Source organism: Nonomuraea pusilla, assembly GCF_900109355.1.
Lineage (GTDB): Bacteria > Actinomycetota > Actinomycetes > Streptosporangiales > Streptosporangiaceae > Nonomuraea > Nonomuraea pusilla.
The window spans coordinates 1-21,515 of the sequence record NZ_FOBF01000033.1; the positions used below are offsets into that span (position 1 = coordinate 1).

The 21,515-nt window shown below is 70.9% G+C and carries 20 protein-coding genes, 1 rRNA gene and 1 riboswitch; of the genes, 10 read left to right on the top strand and 11 right to left on the bottom strand.

The genetic code is table 11. The features are described from left to right. Positions 1-85: ribosomal RNA gene (locus BMX74_RS40135) — 16S ribosomal RNA — on the bottom strand; the annotation flags it as partial. Positions 86-534: 449 nt separating this feature from the next. Between BMX74_RS40135 and BMX74_RS40140 the strand changes: the two genes are divergently transcribed. Then, the gene (locus tag BMX74_RS40140; protein ID WP_091105664.1) at positions 535-2,628 is read left to right on the top strand and encodes a S9 family peptidase; all 2,094 of its coding nucleotides are present in this window, start codon (positions 535-537) and stop codon (positions 2,626-2,628) included. Further along, positions 2,625-3,620 (top strand): L-glyceraldehyde 3-phosphate reductase, encoded by a 996-nt coding sequence (mgrA, locus tag BMX74_RS40145; RefSeq protein ID WP_055509487.1) that lies wholly within the window; start codon positions 2,625-2,627, stop codon positions 3,618-3,620. The genes BMX74_RS40140 and mgrA overlap by 4 nt, the downstream gene beginning before the upstream one ends. Positions 3,621-3,891: 271 nt before the next feature. Here mgrA and BMX74_RS40150 read toward each other — a convergent pair whose 3' ends face one another. After that, complete coding sequence (locus BMX74_RS40150; protein ID WP_055509623.1) at positions 3,892-6,267, bottom strand: lysylphosphatidylglycerol synthase transmembrane domain-containing protein; 2,376 nt, start codon at positions 6,265-6,267, stop codon at positions 3,892-3,894. 327 nt (positions 6,268-6,594) lie between these two features. Here BMX74_RS40150 and BMX74_RS40155 point away from each other — a divergent pair, with 327 nt between their 5' ends. After that, positions 6,595-8,610 (top strand): molybdopterin-containing oxidoreductase family protein, encoded by a 2,016-nt coding sequence (locus BMX74_RS40155; protein WP_091105666.1) that lies wholly within the window; start codon positions 6,595-6,597, stop codon positions 8,608-8,610. Here BMX74_RS40155 and BMX74_RS40160 read toward each other — a convergent pair. Beyond that, a complete protein-coding gene (locus BMX74_RS40160) occupies positions 8,588-9,388 on the bottom strand; it encodes an alpha/beta hydrolase (RefSeq protein WP_143078933.1) in 801 nt (266 codons plus the stop codon). The two genes, BMX74_RS40155 and BMX74_RS40160, sit on opposite strands and share 23 nt — an antisense overlap. 70 nt (positions 9,389-9,458) lie before the next feature. On the opposite strand from BMX74_RS40160, the gene BMX74_RS40165 reads away from it, so the two are divergent. Further along, positions 9,459-10,001, top strand: coding sequence for a PadR family transcriptional regulator (locus BMX74_RS40165; RefSeq protein ID WP_055509480.1), 543 nt, complete (start codon positions 9,459-9,461; stop codon positions 9,999-10,001). Positions 10,002-10,021: 20 nt separating this feature from the next. Here the strand turns inward: BMX74_RS40165 and BMX74_RS46540 are convergent, their stop codons facing one another. After that, positions 10,022-10,945 (bottom strand): GNAT family N-acetyltransferase, encoded by a 924-nt coding sequence (locus BMX74_RS46540; protein ID WP_091105668.1) that lies wholly within the window; start codon positions 10,943-10,945, stop codon positions 10,022-10,024. A 76-nt stretch (positions 10,946-11,021) separates the two neighbouring features. Here BMX74_RS46540 and BMX74_RS40175 point away from each other — a divergent pair, with 76 nt between their 5' ends. Next, positions 11,022-11,471: a hypothetical protein gene (locus tag BMX74_RS40175; protein WP_055509478.1), complete on the top strand. Its 450-nt coding sequence runs from the start codon at positions 11,022-11,024 to the stop codon at positions 11,469-11,471. A gap of 19 nt (positions 11,472-11,490) precedes the next feature. Here BMX74_RS40175 and BMX74_RS40180 read toward each other — a convergent pair whose 3' ends face one another. From BMX74_RS40180 to BMX74_RS40190, 3 genes are all read right to left on the bottom strand, one after another. Continuing rightward, positions 11,491-11,874 (bottom strand): VOC family protein, encoded by a 384-nt coding sequence (locus BMX74_RS40180; RefSeq protein WP_055509476.1) that lies wholly within the window; start codon positions 11,872-11,874, stop codon positions 11,491-11,493. Between the two features lie 44 nt (positions 11,875-11,918). Then, the gene (locus tag BMX74_RS40185) at positions 11,919-12,233 is read right to left on the bottom strand and encodes a DMT family transporter (RefSeq protein WP_055509474.1); all 315 of its coding nucleotides are present in this window, start codon (positions 12,231-12,233) and stop codon (positions 11,919-11,921) included. Positions 12,234-12,264: 31 nt separating this feature from the next. After that, positions 12,265-12,323, bottom strand: a riboswitch (guanidine-III (ykkC-III) riboswitch). A gap of 25 nt (positions 12,324-12,348) precedes the next feature. Next, positions 12,349-13,146, bottom strand: coding sequence for a class I SAM-dependent methyltransferase (locus BMX74_RS40190; RefSeq protein ID WP_055509473.1), 798 nt, complete (start codon positions 13,144-13,146; stop codon positions 12,349-12,351). Positions 13,147-13,247: 101 nt separating this feature from the next. Here BMX74_RS40190 and BMX74_RS40195 point away from each other — a divergent pair, with 101 nt between their 5' ends. From BMX74_RS40195 to BMX74_RS40205, 3 genes are all read left to right on the top strand, one after another. Then, complete coding sequence (locus BMX74_RS40195) at positions 13,248-15,053, top strand: acyl-CoA dehydrogenase (RefSeq protein ID WP_091105669.1); 1,806 nt, start codon at positions 13,248-13,250, stop codon at positions 15,051-15,053. 98 nt (positions 15,054-15,151) lie between these two features. Continuing rightward, positions 15,152-16,090 carry an MBL fold metallo-hydrolase gene (locus BMX74_RS40200; protein ID WP_091105671.1) on the top strand — a complete coding sequence of 313 codons (939 nt, stop codon included), beginning with the start codon at positions 15,152-15,154 and terminating at the stop codon, positions 16,088-16,090. A 72-nt stretch (positions 16,091-16,162) separates the two neighbouring features. Next, a complete protein-coding gene (locus BMX74_RS40205; protein ID WP_055509467.1) occupies positions 16,163-16,387 on the top strand; it encodes a hypothetical protein in 225 nt (74 codons plus the stop codon). Between the two features lie 5 nt (positions 16,388-16,392). On the opposite strand, the gene BMX74_RS40210 is transcribed toward BMX74_RS40205, so the two are convergent. The 4 genes from BMX74_RS40210 to pdhA form a co-directional block, all read right to left on the bottom strand. Beyond that, the gene (locus BMX74_RS40210) at positions 16,393-16,686 is read right to left on the bottom strand and encodes a Dabb family protein (RefSeq protein ID WP_055509465.1); all 294 of its coding nucleotides are present in this window, start codon (positions 16,684-16,686) and stop codon (positions 16,393-16,395) included. 73 nt (positions 16,687-16,759) lie between these two features. Further along, entirely contained in the window at positions 16,760-18,199 is a 1,440-nt protein-coding gene (locus BMX74_RS40215; RefSeq protein WP_091105673.1) for a dihydrolipoamide acetyltransferase family protein, read from the bottom strand. Positions 18,200-18,211: 12 nt separating this feature from the next. Continuing rightward, positions 18,212-19,192, bottom strand: coding sequence for an alpha-ketoacid dehydrogenase subunit beta (locus tag BMX74_RS40220; protein ID WP_082535630.1), 981 nt, complete (start codon positions 19,190-19,192; stop codon positions 18,212-18,214). Beyond that, entirely contained in the window at positions 19,189-20,280 is a 1,092-nt protein-coding gene (gene pdhA, locus BMX74_RS40225; RefSeq protein WP_091105675.1) for a pyruvate dehydrogenase (acetyl-transferring) E1 component subunit alpha, read from the bottom strand. Before pdhA ends, BMX74_RS40220 begins: the two co-directional genes overlap by 4 nt. 227 nt (positions 20,281-20,507) lie before the next feature. Here pdhA and purS point away from each other — a divergent pair, with 227 nt between their 5' ends. Together purS and BMX74_RS40235 are read left to right on the top strand one after the other, a co-directional pair. Beyond that, positions 20,508-20,753, top strand: a complete 246-nt coding sequence (purS, locus tag BMX74_RS40230) for a phosphoribosylformylglycinamidine synthase subunit PurS (RefSeq protein ID WP_082535629.1) — start codon at positions 20,508-20,510, stop codon at positions 20,751-20,753. 219 nt (positions 20,754-20,972) lie between these two features. Next, positions 20,973-21,359, top strand: coding sequence for an ATP-binding protein (locus tag BMX74_RS40235; RefSeq protein WP_055509459.1), 387 nt, complete (start codon positions 20,973-20,975; stop codon positions 21,357-21,359). Positions 21,360-21,515: the final 156 nt, after the last annotated feature.

Below are 21,515 nucleotides of genomic sequence, written 5' to 3' on the forward strand. Positions count from 1 at the left end.
ACCCCGAAGGGCCTTTCCGCTCGACTTGCATGTGTTAAGCACGCCGCCAGCGTTCGTCCTGAGCCAGGATCAAACTCTCCAAACAATGTTTGAAGCTGGTTGAATCCCAACCAAAAGGAATCCGTCAATAATGACGGGGTGTTACATGATAATCATGCACTGGCTTTAAGCACACTGTTGAGTTCTCAAGAAACGGACGCGTTCTTCGTCGTTCTCAAACCGTTCGGCTCTCGAACTTTGAGGCGTTCATTTCGTTTTCGTTGTGTCTTTATTCTTTCAGCCGTTCCAGTCTCTGTCAAATTGACCGGGACTCGATCGACTTTCCGGAATAACCGCCGCCCCGTTTCCGGGACAACTCTTCAAGCTTACCAGCACGAGCACACCACAACGCACCGAAGTCACCGGAGTGAGTGAGGGAGAGTTGTGCCGCACCGCGTCGGCTCAACAAGATTAGCAGCGCATCCGAGCGCTCGAGACGCGTTCGCCCGCCGCACAAGGCCACAGAACGATCACGGCCGACCATAGACTCCCCACGTGAGCAGCAACACGCCGCCAGTGGCGAAGAAGATCCCTACGGAGCGCACCCATCACGGCGACACCGTCATCGACGAGTACGCGTGGCTGAGCAACAAGGAGGACCCCGACACCATCGCCTATCTCGAGGCCGAGAACGAGTTCCTCAAGCAGCAGACCGCTCATCTCGCCGAGCTCCAGGAGCAGGTGTTCCAGGAGATCAAGGGCCGGACCCAGGAAACCGATCTGTCGGTCCCGAGCCGCAAGGGCGCGTGGTGGTATTTCTCCCGCACGGAGGAGGGGAAGCAGTACGGCATCTCCTGCCGCGTCCCCGCCGACGGCGACGCGCCCCCGGTGGTCACGCCGGGCGAGCGGCTCGACCGGGAGCAGGTCATCCTCGACGGCAACGAGCTCGCCGGCGACAGCCCGTTCTTCTCGATCGGCACGAGCGCCGTCACCCCCGACGGCACGATGCTCGCCTACTCCACCGACTTCAAGGGCGACGAGCGTTTCACCCTGAGGTTCAGGAACCTGGAGACCGGCGAGGTGCTCCCCGACGTCATCGAGGGCATCTTCTACGGCGGCGCCTGGTCGGCCGACGGCTCGGCGTTCTTCTACACCCGCGTGGACGACGCGTGGAGGCCCTTCCAGGTCTACCGGCACACGCTCGGCACGGAGGAGGACGTCCTCGTCTACCAGGAGGACGACGAGCGCTACTGGGTCGGCATCGGGCTGACGCGCAGCGAGAAGTACCTCGTGCTCGGTGCGGGCAGCAAGATCACCAGCGAGGTGCGCGTCCTCGACGCGTCCGACCCGTCCGGCGAGTTCCGCCTGGTGCGTCCCAGGAAGACCGGAGTCGAGTACGGCATCGAGCACGCCGGCGACTTCTTCTACGTGCTGCACAACGAGAACGCCGAGAACTTCGAGCTGGCCACGGCCCCGCTCGACGCGCCCGGCGAGTGGACGCCGCTCGTCGCGCACCGCGACGACACGCGGCTCCTGGAGATCGACGCGTTCTCCGACCACGCGGTGGTGCACTTCCGGCGCGCCGGGCTGACCGGCCTGCGCGTCCTGCCCTATCCCGAGGCCGGCGACGGCGGCTGGCGTCCCAGGGCGGAGCGCGCCGTCGAGGACGCGTACGAGATCGGCTTCCCCGAGCCCCTGTACGACGTCGCTCCCGCCGGCAACCCCGAGTTCACGACGGGGCGGCTGCGCCTGGGCTACACCAGCATGGTCACCCCGGCCAGCGTCTACGACTACGACCTCGCCACCCGCGAGCTGATCCTCCTCAAGCGGCGCGCGGTGCTCGGCGGCTACGACCCCGCCGACTACGAGCAGTTCCGCGAGTGGGCCACGGCCGACGACGGCACCCGGGTGCCCGTCTCGGTCGTCAAGCGCAAGGACACCGCCACCCCCGCCCCCACCGTGCTGTACGGCTACGGCAGCTACGAGACGTCGATCGACCCGGCGTTCTCGGTGCCGCGGCTGTCGCTGCTCGACCGCGGGTTCGTCTTCGCCGTCGCGCACGTCAGGGGCGGCGGCGAGATGGGCCGCCACTGGTACGAGGACGGCAAGCTCACCAGGAAGCGGAACACGTTCACCGACTTCGTGGCGGCGGCCAGGCACCTCAAGGCGTCGGGCTGGAGCGATCGGGTCATCGCGAGGGGCGGCTCGGCGGGCGGGCTGCTGATGGGCGCGGTGGCGAACCTGGCGCCCGAGGAGTTCGCGGGCGTGGTGGCCGAGGTGCCGTTCGTGGACGCGCTCAACACGATCCTCGACCCGTCGCTGCCGCTGACCGTGATCGAATGGGACGAATGGGGCGACCCTCTGCACAATCCCGAGGTCTACGCCTACATGAAGAGCTACTCGCCGTACGAGAACGTCGACGGGAGGGAGTACCCGCCGATTCTGGCGATCACGAGCCTGAACGACACGCGCGTGCTCTACCACGAACCGGCCAAGTGGGTCGCGCGCCTGCGCGCGACGGCGGGCGGCGGGCCGTTCCTGCTCAAGACGGAGATGGGAGCGGGGCACGGCGGGCGCAGCGGGCGGTACGACGCCTGGCGCGAGGAGGCGTTCGCGCTCTCCTGGATCATCGAAAGGGGCACGGCATGACCTACCAGGCCGATCCTGGCCGCTACGAGCGGCAGCCGTACAACCGGAGCGGGCGCAGCGGGCTGAAGCTGCCCGCGGTGTCGCTCGGGCTGTGGCACAACTTCGGCGACGACCGGCCGATCGCGACGTCGCGAGCGATCCTGCGCCGCGCGTTCGACCTCGGCGTGACGCACTTCGACCTGGCCAACAACTACGGCGTGCCGTACGGGTCGGCCGAGCGGAACTTCGGCAGGATCCTCCGCGAGGACTTCACGCCGTACCGCGACGAGCTGATCATCTCGACGAAGGCGGGCTACGACATGTGGCCGGGCCCGTACGGCGAGTGGGGGTCGCGCAAGTACGTCCTGGCCAGCCTCGACCAGTCGCTGCGGCGCATGGGGCTGGAGTACGTCGACGTCTTCTACAGCCACCGTCCCGACCCGGAGACGCCGCTGGAGGAGACGATGGGCGCGCTCGACCACGCGGTGCGCTCGGGCAAGGCGCTGTACGCGGGCGTCTCCAACTACTCGCCGGAGCAGACGGCGCAGGCGGCGCGGATCATGCGGGAGCTGGGCACGCCGCTGCTCATCCACCAGCCGTCGTACTCGATGGTGAACCGGTGGATCGAGGGCGGGCTGCTCGACGTGCTGGAGGAGGCGGGCATGGGCTGCATCGTGTTCTCGCCGCTGGCGCAGGGCCTGCTGACCGACCGTTACCTGAACGGCGTGCCCGCCGACTCGCGGGCGGCGACGAGCAGGTTCCTGAGCGCCGAGCAGGTCAACGTGGAGCTGGCGCGCGACCTCGACGAGGTCGCGAGGGGCAGGGGGCAGACGCTGGCGCAGATGGCGCTGTCGTGGGCCATGAGAGACCCCAGGGTGACGAGCGTGCTGATCGGCGCCAGCAGTGTCAGGCAGCTGGAGGACAACGTGGCCTGCGTCGACGGCCCCGTGTTCACCGAGGACGAGCTGGAGGCCATCGACAAGATCACCACCCGGGTCGCCCCGGCGTCATGACCGCGCGCGGCGGGCCCCCAGGCCCGCCACGGGCGGACCCGCCACACCCGCCGTCCTCCAGACCGACGCACGGCCCGGAGGTGCCACCCCCGGCGTTCCAGGCCCGCTCCGCGGCCAGGCGCGCCATCCCGCCGTTCTCCGGACCGGCGCACGGCCCGGACGCGCCACACCCGCCGTTCTCCAAGGGGCGCGGGCGCGCCACACCGCCGTTCCAGGGCCGCCCTGCGGCCTTGCGGGTCGCCGCCCCTTTCTCGGGCGGGAGCGGGGCGGATCAGAGGGCCTCGTGGCGCTGGAGGTAGGTGAAGGAGGCCCAGCCGGGCAGCACCGGCAGCCAGAACGTGAGCAGCCGGTGCAGCAGCACGGCCGACGTGGCGAGCTCGGGGGACAGTCCCGCGACGGTCAGCCCCAGGGTGAGCGCGCCCTCCACGGCGCCGAGGCCGCCGGGGGTGGGCGCCGCCGAGCCGATCGCGTTGGCCGTGAGGTAGACGACGGCGACGGCGGTGAAGCTGAGCGTGCCGCCGAACGCCGAGACGCAGGCGTCGAGGCAGACGATGAACGCGATGGTGATCATCAGGGTGCCGACGCAGCCCTCGACCACCTTGCGCGGCGACTGGAGCACGTCCAGCAGCCGGGGCAGCACGTTGGAGAACAGCCTGCGCATGCGCGAGGTGACGATCCTGCGCAGCGGCGGCACCCCGAGCACGATCACCACCAGCACCGCCACCGCCAGCAGCACGAGCACGAGCCCGCGAGACGGCGTGAACGAGGTGGTGGTGTTGGAGCCGGTGATGTAGGCGAACAGCAGCAGCAGCCCGATGTGGAAGATCATCATGATGAGCTGGGAGGCGCCCACGCTGGCCACGGCGAGCGCCGGGGAGATGCCGCGCTTCTGCAGGTAGCGGGTGTTGATGGCGACGCCGCCCACGGCGGCGGGCGCGACGAGCTTGACGAACGAGGCGGCGAACTGCACGAGCACGGTCCGCCACAGCGGCAGGTGCTCGGGCACGAACCCTCTGAGCATCAGCGCGGCCGCGACGAAGCTCACGAACGACGCCAGCAGCGCCAGGCCCGACCAGGCCCAGTTGGCGGTGGTGACGACCTGGTAGATGTTCACCTGGCTGAGCTGCGACAGCAGGAAGTAGGCGGCCAGCGTGCTGGCGATGATGGTGATGAGGGTGCGCGGCCTGAACCGTTCGAGCCGTACCTCCTCGACCTTGCCCTGCGGGCGCAGCGCGCCGATCTGCTCGCGGATGGCGGCGAGCATGTTCTTCTGCTTGGCGAGGGCCGCGCGGGTCTCCCTGGTCAGCGCGATGCGCTGGAGCAGCGGCAGGGCGGCGGCCAGCGCGTCGGGGCCCATGACGGCGGCGGCGGCGCGCACCGAGCGTTCTGCGCCGACGCGCAGCGCCAGGTAGGTGAGCAGCTGCGCGATGTCGAGGCGCAGCAGCAGGTCGCCCGCGGCGATCTCGCCGCTGCGGGCGTCGGTCAGCACGACGCGGCCGGCCCGGTCGAGGTGGATGCTGTCGCCGGTGAGCCGCCGGTGGGCGAGCCGCTGGATCTGCAGCAGCCCGACCTGCTCCCAGATCTGGGCGAGCAGCTCGTCGGTGATGTCGGAGTCGGACAGGTCGTCGAGGGGGCGGGTCTCGATGTGCTCGTAGGCGAGGAGGGCGGCCTCGGTGCCGATCTCGCTGGTGCCGAGCAGCCTGGGGGTGCCGGCGCCCGCGGCCTGGGCGGCGTACGCCATGAGGGCCTCGCGCTCCAGCTCGGCCCGCAGCGACCTGATGGCTCTGCGCCTGGTCTCGGAGTTGAGCCTGATGCGCCGCCACAGCCGGTACGGCAGCCCGGCCACCTGGCGGTCTCGGTCGAGGACGGTGACGTCGAGGCTGGTGCCGTCGGCGAGCCCGACGGCGTAGCGGCGGCTGCCCTGGTGGTCGTCCTCGACGCGGCGGGCCGACACCGGGGTGAACGACAGCTTGCGCAGCGCGGCGACGACGGCGTTGCCGGGCGGCCGGGTGTTGGGGCTGCCGACGCCGTACAGGGTGGCGTAGCCGATGGCCATGCCGACGAGGACGGTGACGGCGGCGCCCGGCAGGGTCATCTGCCGGCCGGAGAAGAACGCGAGGATGTAGAGGGCGATGGTGGTCCACATGAGCGCCCGCCAGGTGGGCCGGCGCGAGATGCGCACGGCGGTGGCGTAGGCGATCACGGACGTGAGCAGCGTGTTCAGCGGCTCGATGGAGCGCCCGCCGGTGAGGAGCTGGTTGAGGTCGGTGAGGTTGCCGCTGACCAGCCACTGCCCGAACAGGAACGATCCGGCCATGCCGATGATGGCCGCGATGAGACCTTCGGCCACGCGCAGCCCGTCGCGGTGGAACACCCGCTCGACCGCGAACGCGGCGGGCACGATGAGCACGGCCGCGCCGCCCAGGAAGGCCGCGATGCGGCTGAGCAGCGGGACGAGCGTCGCGCCTTCCGTGACGTCGGCCTCCAGGCCGTTCAGCGTCTGCTTCGCGACGAGCGCGAGCAGGATCACCGCGCCGAGCACGATCAGCGTGGCGATGAAGCGCAGCAGGTCGGAGGGGCGGCGCAGGCGCTGGGGCAGCAGCGGCTCGACTACGTAGACGTCGCCGTCGGCGCGCGCCTCAGCCACGGCCGGATCCCCCTCCGCGAGGTCCTCCGCGTCATCTCGTTCCCTGATTTCGGCCACCGCCTGAGATTCTGCACCTTCCCGGCCGGACCGTACGATGTCTAGCCCCCAGTGTCCTCACGTCACTCCCGTCATCGCGGCAGGGTATGGACTTGGCCAGCTCTTCCCCTGCCCGCGCCTGAGCCCCTCGAAGCGTCGCCCGCTCCCCGCGATGCCGCCGCCCCGGCTGTGACGCCCCCGATGCGCCGCCAGGTCGCGCGAGGCAGGCTACACGGTGGACCGCCGCCCCTTCACCTCCTGGCCCGCGGAGGGCCGCATAGGCTGTCGGGCATGTCGGGTGAACTCAAGGTTCTGGGGGCGTGTCCGCTGGACTGCCCGGACACCTGCTCGTGGGTGGTGACCGTGCGCGACGGCGAGGCCGTGACGATGCGCGGCAATCCCGACCACCCCTACACGCGGGGCGCGCTGTGCGTGAAGGTCAACCGCTACCTGGAGCAGACGCGGGCGGCCGACCGCATCCTGTACCCGATGCGGCGGGTCGGGCCGAAGGGCGAGGGCCGGTTCGAGCGGATCACCTGGGACGAGGCGCTGGACGAGATCGCGGCGCGGCTGCGGGCGATCGTGGACGAGCACGGCGGCGAGGCGATCTGGCCGTACGTGGGCACGGGCACGCTCGGCTACCTGCAGGGCTGCGAGGGCCTGGCGGGGCGGCGGTTCTGGAACGCGCTCGGGGCCTCGAAGCACTGGCTGAACATCTGCTCGGCGGCGGGCACGGCCGGTCTGACCAGGGCGAACGGCACCGCGGGCGGCATGGACCCCGAGGACTTCGCGCTGTCGAGGCTGATCCTGCTGTGGGGCACGAACACGCTGACCAGCGGGCACCACCTGTGGAAGTTCATCCAGGACGCGCGCGCGGACGGCGCGTACGTCGTGGCGATCGACCCGATCCGTACCAGGACGGCCGACCAGGCGGACGAGCATCTGGCGATCAGGCCGGGCACGGACGCGGCGCTCGCCCTGGGCCTGCTCAACGTGGTGCTGGAGGAGGGCGCGCAGGACGACGCGTTCCTGGCCGAGCACACGCAGGGCTGGGACGGCTTCCGCGAGGAGATCCTGCGCCATCCGGTGGAGCGGGTGGCGGAGATCACCGGCATCCCGGCGGAGCGGATCCGGGCGCTGGGGACGCGGCTGGCGCGTACGAGGCCGACGGCGATCCGGGCCACGATGGGCATCCAGCGGCACGAGGGCGGCGGGGCGGCGCTGCGGACGATCGCGGCGATCCCGGGGGTGACGGGCGACTGGCGGCATCCGGGCGGCGGCGTGGCGTACTCGACGAGCGGGCACGTTCACTTCACCATCGACGCCCGCGACGACCTGCTGCCTGGGCCGGTGCGGACGCGGGTCATGACGCGGCTGGCGTCGGAGCTGGACACGGTCAGGTGCCTGTGGGTGTACGGCGCGAACCCGGTGGGCTCGACGTCGGACACGACGAGGATCAGGCGGCAGCTGGCGCGCGAGGACCTGTTCACGGTGGTCATGGAGCACTTCCCGACCGACACGGTGGACTACGCCGACCTGGTGCTGCCCGCGACGATGCAGACCGAGCACATGGACCTGCACGCCGGGTACGGCCATCTGTACCTGCTGTGGAACGAGCCGGCCGTGGAGCCGCCGGGCGAGTGCCTGTCCACGACGGAGACGTTCCGCAGGCTGGCGGCGCACATGGGGATGACGGAGCCGTCGCTGTTCGCCTCGGACCTGGAGCTGGCGGAGGAACTGCTGTCGAGCGGGCATCCCTCGCTGGAGGGCATCACCCTTGACAGGCTACGTAAGGAGGGCTGGGTGCGGATGAGCTATCCCAAGCCGTTCACGCCGTTCGCCGAGGGCTTCCCGACGCCGTCGGGGCGGCTGCGCTTCCCGCCCGCGGGCCAGGCGTACGTGCCGTCGTACGCGACGCGCAACGCCGGGCGGACGCCGTACCCGCTGACGCTGGTGACGCCGGCGCCGCACACGTTCCTCAACACGACGTTCGGCAACAACCCGGAGCTGCGGCGGCGGGCCAAGGGGCCGGTGGTGCTGGTGAACCCGGCCGACGCGGCGGCGCGCGGGCTGGAGAGCGGGCGGCGGGTGCGGGTGCACAACGACGCCGGCGCCTTCCTGGCCGACGTGGAGGTGAGCGACCGGGTGGCGCCCGGGGTGGTGGCCTCGCCGAAGGGGCGCTGGCCGAAGTTCAGCCCCGGGGGCGCGAACGCGAACGCCGTCGTCGAGGAGCGCGACGCCGACATGGGCAGGGGCGCCGTCTACCACGACAACCTGGTGGAGATCAGCCCTTGTGACGGTCCATGAACGTCACGATCTTCTCGATGACCTCCTGGCCGTAACGGCTGTCGAACAGGGCCGAGGCGTGCAGCGACTCGCCCGCGATGATCAGCTTGTCCTTGTCGGGGGCCTTGGTGGCGGCGGCGTCGATCCGCTGGATGGAGTCGGCGCCGCCGTAGCCGTCGTTCTCGCTGCCGATCTGGAGCAGCGGCACGGTGAGGGCGGCGGCCTTCTCGGTGTCGGCCTCGCCTGACAGCGCGACCACGCCGGCCACCTTCACGCCCTTGGCCTCGGAGACGAGCCGTTCCGCGGCGGGCACGGCGGTGGTGGCGCCGATCGACCCGCCGACCACGAAGATCCGCTTGACGCCCTTCTCCTTGGCCAGCCGCTTGCCCATCGCCACGGCGCCGTCCTCGGGGAAGATGCTGGAGTCGCGGTTGTAGAGCAGGACGCGGTAGCCGGCCGCGACCAGGCGGTCGGAGAGCGGCCGCCAGTCGCACACGCTGCCGCGGCGCTCGTACGTGATGACGACGCCCACCGGCCCCTTGCCCGTGATGACGCCGGGCAGGTCGTTGGCGTGCTTGAAGATCACGCCGTCCTTCTCGGTGAAGCAGCCGGAGACGTTGGGCCCGGTGGGCAGGGGTGCGGGGGTCTCCGCGGGCGGCGCTGTCGTCGCCGCCGCGCTCGCGGAGCCGGAGGGTGCGGGAGAGGCGCTCGCCGTGCCGCCTCCCGACGCGGTGGTGACCTCGCCCCCGCAGGCGGTCACCGCCAGGACGAGCGCTAACGAACCGACGATTCGCCTCATGACCACACCCTTCTTCCCTACTATGTCTAAAGTGACATAGTCGCAAGGGCACCATATCCTTGACCGCACCATGACCTCAACGCTGGGATTCGCGATCCTGGCCGTGCTGGCGCGCGGCGACCGCACGGGCTACGACATCGCCGCGGCCATGCGGCGGCCCGTCGGCTACTTCTGGACGGCCGGGCACAGCCAGATCCACGGCGAGCTGCAGAAGCTGCGGACGGCCTGCCTGGTGGAGTTCGAGACCGCGCACGGGCCCGGCCCGCAGGACAAGAAGGTCTACCGCCTGACCGCGGCCGGGGAGGCCGCGCTGCGGGAGTGGGTGACGGCGCCGCCGCGCGAGCGGGTCGAGCGCGACGAGCTCGTGCTGAAGACGTACGCGTCGTGGCTGGCGGACCCTGAGACGGTCAGGCGGCTGTTCGCCGACCAGCTCGCGCTGCACGAGGCGCGGCTGGCCGACTATGAGCAGGCCGAGGCGTCGTACGACGGGCCTCCGCCCTTCGGCGACCCCCGGTTCGGCAACTACGCCACGCTGCGCTGCGGGCTGGGCTACGAGCGGCACAGGGCCGAGTGGTGCAGGTGGGTGCTCTCACAGCTCGGCGACGGCGGCTGACCGCCGGGGGGCGAAGGGGCCTAGAGCGACAGCTTGTAGCCGATGTGGGAATCGACGAAGCCGAGCGAGTCGTAGAAGCGGTGCGCGTCGACACGGGACTTGTCCGAGGTCAGCTGCACGAGGACGCAGCCGCGGGCGCGCGCCCTGTCCACGGCCCACTGGATCATCCTGCGGCCCAGCCCCTCGCCGCGCCGGGCGGCGGCGACCCTGACGGCCTCGATCTGGCAGCGGGTGGCCCCCAGCCGCGCCAGGCCCGACAGGTAGCTGAGCTGCATCGTCCCGATCACCTCGCCGTCGCGCTCGGCGACGATCAGCTCCTCGTACGGGTTGGCGGCGATGCGGTCGAACGCCTCCAGGTAGCGCGGGTCGTGCGGGTCGCCCTCGCGGGTGGCTCCGAGGTGGTCGTCGATCAGCATGGCCACGATGGCGGGCACGTCCTCCCTCCTGGCCTCGCGGAACAGGAACGAAAGGGCGTAGCGGACCTCCGTGACGGTCGGGTCGGACGGCAGCGCCTGCTCCCTGCCGGTGGGGACGAAGCCCTTGGACACGTACAGGGAGCGGGAGGCCTCGTTGCCGCCGATGACCCAGAGGGTGAGCTCTTCCGCGCCGGTGCCGCGCGCGTACTCGACGGCCGCGTCCACCAGCCGGCCCGCCACGCCGCGCCCGCGCGCCTCCGGCGCGACCCACATGGAGACCAGTTCCAGGCCCTCGCGGTGGGTGTAGACGCAGACGATCCCGATGTCCTGGCCGGTCTCGGACGTCGCCACCCAGTACCGCGTGCCCGGGTTCCGCAGCCGCTCCGCCCACGTCTCGGGGGTGAAGGCCGCCTCCCTGGCGTACGTGGAGCCGAACGCGCCAGGCGCCTCCTGGAGCGCGCGGAGCCGGATCTCCTTCAGCCGTTCGCCATCGTCCGGACCGAGCTGCTCTATGACCGTTTTCTGCATGTCCGCATCATGTCAGGGACAGTTCAGGGTCCGTCCCCGATGCCGTCGAGGGGGACGGATGGGCAGCATGAGGTACATGAACGAAATCACGCGACGGGACGAGGTCTCGCTGTCGGGCGCCGCGCTGCGCGGCGCCCCTTGGAAGGCCGCCGCCATCGGCGGCGGCGTGGTCACGGCCGCCAGCTTCGGCGTGGGCGTCCTGACCGGCGGCGGCGACCTGGTGTGGGCCCTCGGGCTCGGCATCAGCCTCTTCGCGCTGATCGCCGCGATCGGCGCGGTCGCCAAGCCGCACGAGGGTGACCGGGTCACCCGGCAGGCGCGGCTGTGGTCCCTGCGTCACCCGTGGAAGTTCTCGCTGCTGCCCGCGGCCATCACCGTGGTGCTCGACTACCCGGTGCAGCTCGTGCTGGACGACGAGGGCGTGTTCGGCTCCGCGGTGCAGTCGCTGTGGCACGGCGCGCTGGTCTACCTCATCGCCGGCATCCTGACGCTCACACTGAAGGGCCGCGCCAGGTCGGGCGGGTGACCCGGCGGGCGCGGCCGCGTCAGGCCGTGGCGTTCCTCTCGGCCTCGCTCCTGCAGACGCAGAACTCGTTGCCCTCGGGGTCGCGCAGCGTGACCCAGCCGGAGCCGTCGGCCTGCCGGTGGTCCTCGTGCAGGGTCGCGCCGAGGCCGAGCAGCCGCTCGACCTCCTCGTCGCGGGTGCGCCCGTCGGCGCCGTTGACGTCGAGGTGAACGCGGTTCTTGACGGTCTTGCCCTCGGGGACGCGGATGAACAGCAGCATGAGGCCGCCCGGCGTCCTGATGAGCACTTCCTCGTCGCCCGGTTTGCTCTCCTCGTCCACGGGAATCCCCGTGGCCTCGCTCCACCACGAGGCGATGGCGTACGGGTCGGCGGCATCGACGGTCACTGCCTGAAGCTCGATCATGAGGACAGCCAACCGCGACACCGCCAAAACCGTCAAGCCAGTGTCTACGCGGCGAGTCGCAGCCCGATGACGCCTGCCACGATGAGGGCGATGGCCCCGATGCGGGCCGGTGACACGTCGTCACCCATGACCACCATGCCGAGCACCGCCGTCCCCACGGCGCCGATGCCGGTCCAGACGGCGTAGGCGGCGCCGACGTCGAGCGACTTGAGCGCGTACGCGAGCAGGCCGAAGCTCAGCGCGGCCGTGCCGAGGAAGGACAGCGTCCACCACAGGTGGGTGAAGCCGTTGCTCTGCTTGAGCGACAGTGCCATGGCGACCTCGGAGAGGCCGGCGAGCACGAGAACGATCCACGCCATGACGTGACTCCTGACGACGAGACGACGGTGTCGTGCGTCGTCTTCGCTTACCGGGTACGGCGCGTCTCGTCCGGGAGCCGGGGGCTCATGAGGGGGAACGGCGGCGAGGCCCGCGTCATTCCCACCAGACGGTGACCCAGCGGTCGCGGGGCACGGGCCACATGCCGAGTTCGGCCACGGTGCCGGCCACCTCGCCGGCCCTCCCCGGGTCGAGGCAGAGGCGGCGGCAGACACTGGCGGCGAGCTCGTCCAGGCTGCCGAATCGTTCCAGCGGCGCCTCGCGCTCCTCCACCCGCACCGCGTAGCCGAGCGCGGCGGCCAGCGCCACGCAGTCCTCGGCGACCGGCCTGACGGGGCGGTCGACCCCGTGGAAGTGCTGCCAGAGCGGCGTCATCCAGGCCATCGGGTGGCGGTGTGACAGTTCGAGCACGACCCGGCGCGAGGCGTGCTCGTCCAGGGCGCGCAGGAAGGCGGGCAGGTCGGGGACGTTGTAGACGACGTGCGCGCAGACGGCCACGTCGGCGACGGGCGTCTCGCCGGACACGTCGGGCCAGCGGCCCTCCACGGTGGTGACGGGCAGGTCGAGCTTGTCGGCCCGTTCGGTGAGCGCGTCGAGCATCGCAGCGGAGCTGTCGACGGCGTACAGGCGGCCGAGACGGCCGTGGAGGGGCAGGGACGCGGCGCCGACGCCCGCGCCGACGTCGAGCAGGGTGCCGCCCTCGGGCAGCGCCTCGGCCACCCGGGTCATGGTGGGGCCCTCGTCGCGCTCGGCCAGCGCCCTGTCGGTGCGCGCGGCGAACCGCTCGGGCGCGTGGCCCCAGGGGTCGCGGGGCGCGCGGGCCAGGATCTCGGCGGGGATCGCCCACGCGTCCAGTCGCTCGCGCCAGCGGGCGGCGAGTTCTTCGGCGTCCATGCACCGAGCATGCCATGCATAGCGGTGGTTACCCGCGGGTAGCATTCGGAGTAAGGTTACTCGCCAGTACAGAAGGCCGCGGTTCAAGGAGATCGACACCCATGGGCCACTACAAGAGCAACATGCGTGACCTGGAGTTCAACCTCTTCGAGGTGTTCGGGCGCAGGGAGATCCTCGGCACGGGGCCGTTCGCGGACGTCGACGAGGACGTCGCCCGCAGCATCCTGGACGAGGTCAACAGGCTCGCCACCGGCGTGCTCGCCGACTCCTTCGAGGAGGGCGACAGGAAGCCCCCGGTGTTCGACCCCAAGACGAGCACCGTCAAGATCCCCGAAGGCTTCAAGAAGTCGTTCAAGGCCCTCGTGGACGGCGGCTGGGCGCACCTCGACCTGCCCGCCGACCTGGGCGGCCCCGGCATCCCGCGCAGCCTCGCCTGGGCCACGGCCGAGATGGTGCTGGGCGCGAACCCCGCGCTCTACATGTACGCCGCCGGGCCCAACTTCGCGTACACGCTGTGGAAGCTCGGCACCGACGAGCAGAAGCGCTTCGCCGAGCTCGCCATCGAGCGCAACTGGGGCGCCACCATGGTGCTGACCGAGCCCGACGCGGGCTCCGACGTGGGCGCGGGCCGCACCCGCGCGGTGCGCCAGGCCGACGGCTCGTGGCACATCGAGGGCGTCAAGCGCTTCATCACCAGCGCCGAGCACGACATGGCCGAGAACATCTTCCACCTCGTGCTGGCCCGCCCCGAGGGCCACGGCGCCGGCACCAAGGGCCTGTCGATGTTCCTCGTGCCGAAGTTCCACGTGGACCTGGAGACCGGCGAGCTGGGCGAGCGCAACGGCGTCTACGTCACCAACGTCGAGAAGAAGATGGGCCTGAAGGTCTCCACCACCTGCGAGCTCACCTTCGGCGACAAGCACCCGGCCGTCGGCTGGCTGGTCGGCGAGGTGCACGAGGGCATCAAGCAGATGTTCATGGTGATCGAGCACGCCCGCATGATGGTCGGCACCAAGGCCATCGCCACGCTCTCCACCGGCTACCTCAACGCCCTTGAGTACGCCAAGGCCCGCGTGCAGGGCGCCGACCTCACCCAGATGACCGACAAGAGCGCGCCCCGCGTCACCATCACCCACCACCCGGACGTCCGCCGCGAGCTCATGCTGCAGAAGACGTACGCGGAGGGCATGCGGGCGCTCGTGCTCTACACCGCCACCTTCCAGGACGCCATCCAGATCGACCCGGACGACCGGCACGCGCAGGCCATGAACGACCTGCTGCTGCCGCTGGTCAAGGGGGTCGGCTCCGAGCGGTCGTACGAGCTGCTGTCGCGCTCGCTGCAGACGCTGGGCGGCTCCGGCTACCTGCAGGACTACCCGATCGAGCAGTACATCCGCGACGCGAAGATCGACTCCCTGTACGAGGGCACCACCGCGATCCAGGGCCTCGACCTGTTCTTCCGCAAGATCCTGCGCAACCAGGGCGCCGCCATCGGTGCGCTGCTCGCCGAGATCGGGGCCTTCGCCTCGTCCGAGGCCGGCAACGGCAGGCTCAAGGAGGAGCGCAAGCTGCTCGCCGACGCCGCCGCCGACGTCAAGGCCATGGGCGACACGATGGCCGGCTGGGCGATCTCCTCGCTGGAGTCGCCGCGCGAGGTCTACAAGGTCGGGCTCAACACCACCAGGCTCCTGCTGGCCCTCGGCGACCTCGTGATCGGCTGGCTGCTGCTGCGTCAGGCCGAGGTGGCCCTGGCCGCGCTGGCCGGCGGCGAGGACCCGTTCTACCAGGGCAAGGTGGCCGCGGCGTCGTTCTTCGCCACCAACGTGCTGCCGCGGCTCGCGGCCGAGCGGCGCGTGCTGGAGGGCACCGGCCTGGAGCTGATGGACCTCCCTGAGGAGGCCTTCTGACGCCTCCGTCACCCGGCCGCTGACGCCCGCTCCCCCGTCCCCGGGGGGCGGGCGTCCGCCGTCCACGGGAGCGGGCCGGGGAGCGGTACGGTCTGCCCATGAGCTCGTCCTCCCACGACCACCCGCTCCCGCCGCCGCGCGTGGAGGAGGTCTCCGACGGCGTCTACGCCTACCTCCAGCCCGACGGGAGCTGGTGGATCAACAACACCGGCTTCCTCGCCGGACGCCGCGGCGTCGTCTGCGTCGACGCCTGCTCGACCGAGCGCCGCACCAGGGCCTTCCGCGAGGCCATCGGCAAGGTCAGCGACCGGCCCGTCACCACGCTGATCAACACCCACCACCACGGCGACCACACCTTCGGGAACTGGCTGTTCCCCGAGGCCACCATCGTGGGGCACGAAGGGGTGCGCGAGCGCATCCTCGCCGACGGCGTCCCCACCTACCGCGCCGCCTGGTCACCCGACGTGGAGTGGGGCGCCCTCGACCTCGTGCCGCCGTTCCTCACCTACACCGACGGCGTGACCGTCCACTCCGACGAACTGCGCTGCGACGTCAGGCACATCGGCGTCGCCGCCCACACCACGAACGACTCCGTCGTGTGGATCCCCGAGCGGCGCGTGCTGTTCTCCGGCGACCTCGTCTTCAACGGCGGCACCCCGTTCGTGCTCATGGGCTCCGTCACCGGGTCGATCGAGGCGCTCGGCCGGCTCAGGGAGCTGGGCGCGGAGACGATCGTGCCGGGCCACGGCGACGTCTGCGGGCCCGAGGCGATCGACAGGATGGAGGCGTACCTGCGGTTCGTGCTGGACACGGCGGAACGCGGGCGGGCGGCGGGGCTGTCGCCGCTGGAGACCGCCAGGGAGACCGACCTCGGCGAGTGGGCCGGCCTGACCGACACGGAACGGATCGTCGGCAACCTGCACCGCGCGTTCGCCGAGCTGGACGGGCTGCCCCCGGGCGGCGACATCGACCTGGCCGCCGCGGTGCTCGACATGATCACCTACAACGGGGGCCGGCCGCTGTCCTGTTTCGCCTGAGCCTGGGGGGATGCGATCACCGATACCCGGGTATGACCGTGGGCGTACCGGCCGTTTGCCTGGAGGTCCTTGATGGGTGTCGGGGTCAGCATCTTCTTCCTCACGCTCGGCGCCATCCTGAAGTTCGCGATCGAGCCCGACGTCTTCGGCAAGGCCGTCCACATGGACATCATCGGGATCATCTTCATGATCGTGGGTGGTGTGGGCGTGGTGCTGAGCATCGTCCTGGCGCCCAGGCGGGGGCGCACCTCCGACGACGCGCTGATCCGGAGGGAGAACCGCCCGCCTGACCTGTGACGGCGTCAGAGGCCGAGCTGGACGGCCGCGCGTGAGGCGAGGATCGGCTTGATGCGCTGCGCGATCACCTCCTGGTGGCGGGGGTGGTCGCGGTAGACGAGGTAGTCGTCGACGGTGTCGAAGTCGGCGACGACGGCGAAGTCGTGGTTGCCCTGGTTGATGCCGGCGTCGTGGCCGACCGTGAACGAGCGGATCTCCGGGATGACCCCGATCAGGGCGCGCAGCTCGTCGGCCACGGCCGCCTTCTGCTCGTCGGTGGCGCCGTCGGTCCAGGTGAACAGCACGATGTGGCGGATCATGCGGCCACCCTACCGACCGGGACGCGGCCGGCGGCCGCCGGGAGGGCGACCGCCGGACCGTGTCGGGAGCGGGTCAGCTCCAGGCGAGCATGCGGAGGGGATCCTCCAGCATCGCGCCCACGTCCCGCAGGAACAGCGAGCCCAGCTCGCCGTCCACGATGCGGTGGTCGAACGACAGCGCCAGCGTGGTGACCTTGCGTACCGCGAGTTCACCGCCGACCACCCACGGCATGTCCCTGACCTGACCGAACGCGAGGATGGCGGCCTCGCCGGGGTTCAGGATCGGGGTGCCGGCGTCGACGCCGAAGACGCCGACGTTGGTGATGGTGATCGTGCCGCCCGCCATCTCCGCCGGCTGGGTGCGGCCCGCGCGCGCCGTCTCCGCCAGCTCGCCGAGGCTCCTGGCCAGCTCGGGCAGCGACAGCTCGTGGGCGTTCTTGACGTTCGGGACGACCAGCCCGCGCGGGGTGGCGGCGGCGATGCCCAGGTTCACGTAGTGCTTGACCACGATCTCCTGCGCCTCCTCGTCCCAGGAGGAGTTGATCATCGGGTGCCGCCTGGCCGCCGTGACGACCGCCCTGGCCACGAGGAGCAGCGGCGAGACCTTCACGTCCGCGAAGTCGGGCATCGCGCGCAGGCGGGCGACGGCGTTCATCGTCTCCGTCACGTCCACCTGGAGGAACTCGGTGACGTGCGGGGCGGTGAACGCGCTGCCCACCATGGCCTGCGCGGTCATCCTGCGCACGCCCTTGACCGGGACGCGTTCCTCGGCGCCGACCGGGGCCGCGACCCTGGCAGGCCGAGCCTCCGGCTGGGCGACGGTCTCGGCCGCCGCCCTGACGTCCTCGCGGGTGATCGACCCCTCGGGGCCGGTGCCGGTGACCGCGGCGAGGTCCACGCCGAGGTCCTTGGCGAGCTTGCGTACCGGGGGCTTGGCCAGCACCGCCACCCGGGCGGGGACGGGGTGCGCGGTCACCTCCACCCGGGACGGGTTCGCGACCGGAGCGGCGGGGATCGCCGGAGCCGCGGGGGCGGCGGCGGGCGGCGCAGGCGCCTTGCGCGGCCTGCGCTTCGTCGCGCCCGTCTTGACGCCGTACCCGACGAGGACGGCCTGCCGCTCCTCCTTGGGGGCGGGGCTGCCGTGCGCGCCGGGCTCGACCGCGCCCTCGGCGGGCGGCCTGGGCACCATGTCGTCGGCCAGAGCCTTGATCGCCTCGCCGGGAGCCGCACCGGCCGCCGTGCCCGCCGCGCCGCCGCCGGCGGGCTCGCCCGGCTCCGCCGTGTCGACGGCGATGATCGGCAGGCCGACGTCCACCGTCTGGCCCTCGTCCGCCATCAGGGCCGCCACCACGCCGTCCCAGGGGATGGGCAGCTCGACGATGGACTTGGCGGTCTCGATCTCCACGACGTTCTGCTTGACCTTGACCTGGTCCCCCGGCTTGACGAGCCAGCGGACGATCTCCGCCTCCGTCAGGCCCTCACCCACGTCGGGGAGCTTGAACTCGCGTCGCATGCCGGCCTCCTCTCAGTAGCCGAAGGCGCGGTCGACGGCGTCGAGCACGCGGTCCAGATCCGGCAGGTAGTGCTCCTCCAGCTTGGACGGAGGGTACGGCGTCGAGAACCCGCCGACCCGCAGGACGGGCGCCTCCAGGTGGTAGAAGCACTGCTCGGTGATGCGGGCCGCCAGCTCCGCGCCGAAGCCGCTGTTGACGGGGGCCTCGTGCACGACCACGACCCTGCCGGTCCTGCGTACGGACTCCATGACGAGCGGCTGGTCGAGCGGGTTGAGCGAGCGCAGGTCCACCACCTCGAGGTCGCGCCCGTCCTCCTCGGCCGCCGCGGCGGCCTGCAGGCAGGTCTTGACCATCGGCCCGTACGCGAGCAGCGTCGCGTCGGCGCCCGGCCGCACCACCCGCGCCCGGTCGAACGGCGTCCACCAGTCGGTGGAGGAGGTGTCGACGTCGGCCTTCTCCCAGTAGCGGCGCTTGGGCTCGAAGAAGACGACCGGGTCGTCGCAGCGGATCGCCTGCTGGATCATGCTGTACGCGTCGGCCGGGTTGGAGCAGGCCACGACCCGCAGGCCGGCGGTGTGCGTGAAGTACGCCTCGGGCGACTCGCTGTGGTGCTCGACCGCGCCGATGCCGCCGCCGCAGGGGATGCGGACGACGACGGGCAGCTTGATCGCGCCGAGCGAGCGCATCGGCATCTTGGCGAGCTGGGTGATGATCTGGTCGGCCGCGGGGAAGACGAAGCCGTCGAACTGGATCTCGCAGACCGGCCGGTAGCCGCGCAGCGCGAGGCCGATCGCGGTGCCGATGATGCCCGACTCCGCGAGCGGGGTGTCGATGACGCGGTCCTCGCCGAAGTCCTTCTGCAGGCCGTCGGTGACGCGGAACACGCCTCCGAGCTTGCCGACGTCCTCGCCCATGACGAGGACCTTGGGGTCGTCCTCCATGGCCTTGCGCATGCCCTCGTTGAGCGCCTTGGACAGGCTCAGCACGGTCACTTCTCGAACCCCTCCAGGTAGGCGGCGAACTGGGCGCGCTCCTCGTCGATCAGGGAGTGGGGCTCCCTGTAGACGTGGTCGAAGATGTCGAGCGGCTGGGGGTCGGGCATGGCCAGGCAGCGCCTGCGCAGGTCCGCTCCGAGCTGGTCGGCCTCGGCGTCGAGCGCGTCGAAGAACGCCTGGTCGGCCAGCTCGTTCTTGAACAGGTACGCCTTGACGCGCTCGATCGGGTCCTTCAGCTTCCACGCCTCCAGCTCGCTGGCGACGCGGTAGCGGGTGGGGTCGTCGGTGGTGGTGTGCGCGCCCATCCGGTACGTGAACGCCTCGATGAGGGTCGGGCCCTGGCCGGTGCGGGCGGCTTCGAGCGCCTTCCTCGTCACGGCGAGGCAGGCGAAGACGTCGTTGCCGTCGACGCGGACGCCGGGGAAGCCGAAGCCGGAGGCGCGGCGGTAGAGGGGGATGCGGGTCTGCTTCTCCAGCGGCTCGGAGATCGCCCACTGGTTGTTCTGGCAGAAGAACACGATCGGCGCGTTGAACACGCTGGCCCAGATGAACGACTCGTTCACGTCGCCCTGGGAGGTGGCGCCGTCGCCGAAGTAGACCAGGGTGGCGGCGGCCGCGTCGTCGCGCTGGATGCCCATGGCGTAGCCGACGGCGTGCAGCGTCTGGCTGCCGATCACGATCGTGTACAGGTGGAAGTTGTGCTCCTTGGGGTCCCATCCGCCGTGGTTGACGCCGCGGAAGAGGCCGAGCAGCTTGACGGGGTCGACGTCGCGGCACCAGGCCACGCCGTGCTCGCGGTAGGTGGGGAAGGCCATGTCGGCGTCGGTGAGGGCGCGGCCCGAGCCGATCTGGGCGGCCTCCTGCCCGAGCAGCGAGGCCCAGATGCCCAGCTCGCCCTGCCGCTGGAGGGCCACGGCTTCCAGGTCGATGCTCCGGACGAGCACCAGGTCGCGGTAGAGGGACCTGACCTCTTCGGGGGTGAGGTCGATGTCGTAGTCGGGGTGCTCGACCCGCTCTCCTTCGGGGGTGAGCAGCTGGACGAGCTCAGGGGGTGCTTCGGCACCACGAGAGGCTTCGGCTGTCACGGGCCACTCCTGTGCGGTCAGGGCTGGTTCTGATGGGTTTGCCATCTGAGGCCAGCCTTCTGAGCGTCGGACCATCTGGTGGTGGTTCGTACGCGTTTGGGGACATGGTGGCAGACGTCACAGCCCCCAGCGCAAGCCCCCATGTCCTCCCCGTTCCCGTTGTGCCGGTGGCCACACGCGGCCGGTAGGCTGGCTTTCCCATCACCCAGCGCACCAGGAGGAACACAGTGGCGCGCGTCATCGTGGACGTCATGCTGAAGCCCGAGATCCTCGACCCGCAGGGCCAGGCCATCGCGCGGGCGCTGCCCAGGCTCGGCTTCTCCGGCGTCTCGGCCGTCCGTCAGGGCAAGCGGTTCGAGATCGAGCTCGACGGGCCGGCCGACGAGGCGGCGCTCGACAGCGTGCGCAAGATGGCCGAGACGCTGCTGGCCAACACGGTGATCGAGGACTACACCGTCCGAGTTGAGGGCTAGCGGCACTTTTGCCCCCGGAATTCCCCCTGGCCGGTTAAAGCCGGGTTCGGCCGTGCCACAATGCCACGGGCTTGCCAAGGGGGAATAACAACAACGTGATTTTGCGGTTAGCCCCGTTTTCTCAGGGAAACCTACTCCAGGTGACGTTCCGGCGCCCGGAGGAGTCCGGTGGATATTGAGTTCTCGTTGGCACTGCCTCGGGATGCTATCGGCATACCGATGGTCAGGCGAGTGCTTGGCGACGCGATGCGGTCACTCAACGTGAGCGAGACCTGCATCGCCGACATGCTGCTCGCGGTCTCCGAGGCGTGCTCCAACGCGGTCCGGCACGGGGGGCCCGCCAACCGTTACGAGGTGTCGGCCGCCATCGGCTACGGGCGCTGCGACGTCCGCGTGGCCGACAACGGCGACGGCCTGCCGTCCGTGCCGCTGCGCTTCCCGCCGCCCGACACCGAGAACGGCCGCGGGCTGCTCATCATGCGCTCCGTGGTCGACGAGATCTCCTTCGGCGTCACGCCCGGCCGCGGCACCACCGTCCACCTGCGCAAGACCCTCGACTGGGACGACGACCGCGCCGCCAGGCCGCGCGAGCTCGCCGCCGTCTGACCGCGCCGTCCCTCCGCACGGGGGCACGCGCCCTCCCGGAGCCGCCGTCCGCCCGGGATGTGGCACACCAGAGCGCACCGGATAACCTGGGTACACCGCCGCAGACCGCCGTCCACCCGAAGAGACGGTGGCGCGTGCGCGCGCATTCCTCGGAGG

What these genes read in the sequence shown, in the direction of transcription:
- BMX74_RS40195 (WP_091105669.1), top strand. Translation starts at nt 13,248, where the DNA reads ATGGGCCACTACAAGAGCAACATGCGTGACCTGGAGTTCAACCTCTTC.
- BMX74_RS40205 (WP_055509467.1), top strand. Translation starts at nt 16,163, where the DNA reads ATGGGTGTCGGGGTCAGCATCTTCTTCCTCACGCTCGGCGCCATCCTG.
- BMX74_RS40235 (WP_055509459.1), top strand. Translation starts at nt 20,973, where the DNA reads ATGGTCAGGCGAGTGCTTGGCGACGCGATGCGGTCACTCAACGTGAGC.
- BMX74_RS40175 (WP_055509478.1), top strand. Translation starts at nt 11,022, where the DNA reads ATGAACGAAATCACGCGACGGGACGAGGTCTCGCTGTCGGGCGCCGCG.
- BMX74_RS40210 (WP_055509465.1), bottom strand. Translation starts at nt 16,686, where the DNA reads ATGATCCGCCACATCGTGCTGTTCACCTGGACCGACGGCGCCACCGAC.
- BMX74_RS40180 (WP_055509476.1), bottom strand. Translation starts at nt 11,874, where the DNA reads ATGATCGAGCTTCAGGCAGTGACCGTCGATGCCGCCGACCCGTACGCC.
- BMX74_RS40190 (WP_055509473.1), bottom strand. Translation starts at nt 13,146, where the DNA reads ATGGACGCCGAAGAACTCGCCGCCCGCTGGCGCGAGCGACTGGACGCG.
- BMX74_RS46540 (WP_091105668.1), bottom strand. Translation starts at nt 10,945, where the DNA reads ATGCAGAAAACGGTCATAGAGCAGCTCGGTCCGGACGATGGCGAACGG.
- BMX74_RS40185 (WP_055509474.1), bottom strand. Translation starts at nt 12,233, where the DNA reads ATGGCGTGGATCGTTCTCGTGCTCGCCGGCCTCTCCGAGGTCGCCATG.
- BMX74_RS40160 (WP_143078933.1), bottom strand. Translation starts at nt 9,388, where the DNA reads ATGAGGCGAATCGTCGGTTCGTTAGCGCTCGTCCTGGCGGTGACCGCC.
- BMX74_RS40155 (WP_091105666.1), top strand. Translation starts at nt 6,595, where the DNA reads ATGTCGGGTGAACTCAAGGTTCTGGGGGCGTGTCCGCTGGACTGCCCG.
- BMX74_RS40215 (WP_091105673.1), bottom strand. Translation starts at nt 18,199, where the DNA reads ATGCGACGCGAGTTCAAGCTCCCCGACGTGGGTGAGGGCCTGACGGAG.
- BMX74_RS40200 (WP_091105671.1), top strand. Translation starts at nt 15,152, where the DNA reads ATGAGCTCGTCCTCCCACGACCACCCGCTCCCGCCGCCGCGCGTGGAG.
- mgrA (WP_055509487.1), top strand. Translation starts at nt 2,625, where the DNA reads ATGACCTACCAGGCCGATCCTGGCCGCTACGAGCGGCAGCCGTACAAC.
- BMX74_RS40165 (WP_055509480.1), top strand. Translation starts at nt 9,459, where the DNA reads ATGACCTCAACGCTGGGATTCGCGATCCTGGCCGTGCTGGCGCGCGGC.